The sequence below is a fragment of the Streptomyces phytophilus genome, assembly GCF_013870535.1.
GTDB lineage: Bacteria > Actinomycetota > Actinomycetes > Streptomycetales > Streptomycetaceae > Streptomyces > Streptomyces phytophilus.
The window spans coordinates 1-2,231 of record NZ_JACBXC010001016.1 but is presented as its reverse complement, the minus strand read 5'-3'; the positions used below and the strand labels follow the sequence as shown (position 1 = coordinate 2,231).

3 protein-coding genes are annotated in these 2,231 nt (G+C 71.6%); 2 read left to right on the top strand and 1 reads right to left on the bottom strand.

Annotated features, from left to right (window positions below; genetic code table 11):
* A partial coding sequence (locus tag H5J30_RS28445; protein WP_181790154.1) for a deoxyribonuclease IV occupies positions 1-772 on the top strand: 772 nt, incomplete at its 5' end.
* A gap of 173 nt (positions 773-945) precedes the next feature.
* On the opposite strand, the gene H5J30_RS28440 is transcribed toward H5J30_RS28445, so the two are convergent.
* Positions 946-1,560 (bottom strand): sulfite oxidase-like oxidoreductase, encoded by a 615-nt coding sequence (locus H5J30_RS28440; RefSeq protein ID WP_181790153.1) that lies wholly within the window; start codon positions 1,558-1,560, stop codon positions 946-948.
* 158 nt (positions 1,561-1,718) lie between these two features.
* Here H5J30_RS28440 and bfr point away from each other — a divergent pair, with 158 nt between their 5' ends.
* Positions 1,719-2,201: a bacterioferritin gene (bfr, locus tag H5J30_RS28435; RefSeq protein WP_181790152.1), complete on the top strand. Its 483-nt coding sequence runs from the start codon at positions 1,719-1,721 to the stop codon at positions 2,199-2,201.
* Positions 2,202-2,231: the final 30 nt, after the last annotated feature.

The window sequence follows — 2,231 nt, the reverse complement described above, 5'->3', positions numbered from 1 at the left end:
CGCCAACGCCCGCGGCTGGGCAACACCGCCGGGCGACCCGGCGCAGGACGAGGAGTTCCGGCGGCGCTGCGCCGAGGACGGCGTCCCGGTGTACGTGCACGCCCCGTACCTGATCAACCTCGGCTCGCACACCCCGGCGACCGCGGCGAACTCCGTCGCCTCCCTGCGGCACTCGCTGCGCCGCGGCCGGGCGATCGGCGCCCGCGGCGTCGTGGTGCACACCGGCTCGGCGACCGGCGGGCGGGACCGCGACACCGCGCTCGCGCAGGTACGGGAGCTGACCCTGCCGATCCTCGACGAGCTGGGCGACGACCCCGCGGCGCCGGAACTGCTGCTGGAGCCGACCGCGGGGCAGGGCTTCTCGCTCTGCTCCCGGCTGCCGGAGCTGGGCGCCTATCTGGACCTGCTGGACAGGCACCCGCGGCTCGGCGTCTGCCTCGACACCTGCCACGTCTTCGCCGCGGGCCACGACCTGGCGGCGAGCGGCGGCGCGAAGCAGGTGCTCGACGAGCTGGTGGAGACGGCGGGTCCCGGGCGGCTGCGGCTCCTGCACGCGAACGACTCCAAGGCCGCGGCCGGCTCGCGCCTGGACCGGCACGAGAACATCGGCGCGGGGCGGATCGGGGCCGAGCCGTTCCGCGAGCTGATCCGGCATCCGGCGACGGCGGGCGTACCGCTGATCATCGAGACCCCCGGCGGCGGCCCGGAGGGGCCGAAGGCGGCGGCGGACATCGCGCTGCTGAAGGAGCTGCGGGAGCCCGCGGGGGCGTAGGCGACGCCGGCCAGGGTCTGTCGTTTGGATCTTGTCGGATCAGGGAGCGGCGGCTGGTGCCGTGCATCGCAAGGCGGAGGAGGGAGGCGACGCGGAGCGTCGTTGACCGACGACAACGCCGCGAGGTGCGGTGCCAGGCGTCGCGAGCCCGGCGAAGATCCAAACGACAGGCCCTAGAGGTCGGGGCCGTCGCCCGGTTCCTCCTGGTACGAGTAGCGCTGCTCGCGCCACGGGTCGCCGACGTTGTGGTAGCCGCGCTCCTCCCAGAAGCCGCGGCGGTCGGCCGTCATGTACTCCACGCCCCGCACCCACTTCGGGCCCTTCCAGGCGTACAGGTGCGGCACCACGAGCCGGACCGGGAAGCCGTGCTCGGCGGTCAGCGGCTCACCGTCCTTGTGGGTGGCGAAGATCGTCCGTTCGTCGGCGAAGTCGGCCAGCCGCAGGTTGGAGCTGAAGCCGTACTCGGCCCAGACCATCACGTGCGTGACCCCGGGCGCGGGCGGCGCCAGCTCCAGGAGCGTACGGGCCCTGACCCCGCCCCACTCGGCGCCGAGCATGCTGAACTTCGTCACGCAGTGCAGATCGCCGACCACGGTCGCGTACGGCAGGGCGGTGAACTCGTCGTGGGTGAGGGACCGTTTCGCCCCGTCCGCCGTGGCCCCGAAGACCTGCAGCTCCCAGCGGTCGGGCTTGAACCGCGGCACCGGGCCGTAGTGCGTCACGGGCCAGCCGCGCTGCAGCCGCTGGCCAGGAGGCAGGGCCCCCTCGTGCCGCTCCGACTGACCCATGACCCCATGGTGGCAGACGCTTGCGCATGGTCATGACCGGGGGCGGCGCGGGCCCGATGAGGGCAACCCGGATAAGCCTGCACTTACTGGATCGTCCGGGTGCCCGGGTGCGAGGATGCGCCTGACCTGCCCGACCCACGCGGAGAGGAGTCCCGGCTATGCAGGGCGACCCCGAGGTGCTGGAATTCCTGAACGAGCAGCTCACTGCCGAGCTGACGGCGATCAATCAGTACTTCCTGCACGCGAAGATGCAGGAGAACTTCGGCTGGACGAAGCTGGCGAAGTACACCAGGTCCGAGTCGTTCGACGAGATGAAGCACGCGGAGATGCTGACGGACCGCATCCTTCTGCTGGACGGGCTGCCGAACTACCAGCGCCTCTTCCACGTCCGGGTCGGGCAGACGGTCACCGAGATGTTCCAGGCCGACCGGCAGATCGAGGTGGAGGCGATCGACCGGCTGCGCCGCGGGGTCGAGCTGATGCGCGCGAAGAGCGACATCACGTCGGCGAACATCTTCGAGTCGATCCTGGCGGACGAGGAGCACCACATCGACTACCTCGACACCCAGCTCGACCTGATCGAGAAGCTCGGCGAGCCGCTGTACATCGCGCAGCAGATCGAGCAGCCGGACGAGCCGTAGTCAGGCGGCCTCGGCGGCCACCGCGCTCGG

Excerpts from the sequence above, each read along its gene's own strand:
- bfr (WP_181790152.1), top strand. The coding sequence starts at position 1,719 with ATGCAGGGCGACCCCGAGGTGCTGGAATTCCTGAACGAGCAGCTCACT.
- H5J30_RS28440 (WP_181790153.1), bottom strand. The coding sequence starts at position 1,560 with ATGGGTCAGTCGGAGCGGCACGAGGGGGCCCTGCCTCCTGGCCAGCGG.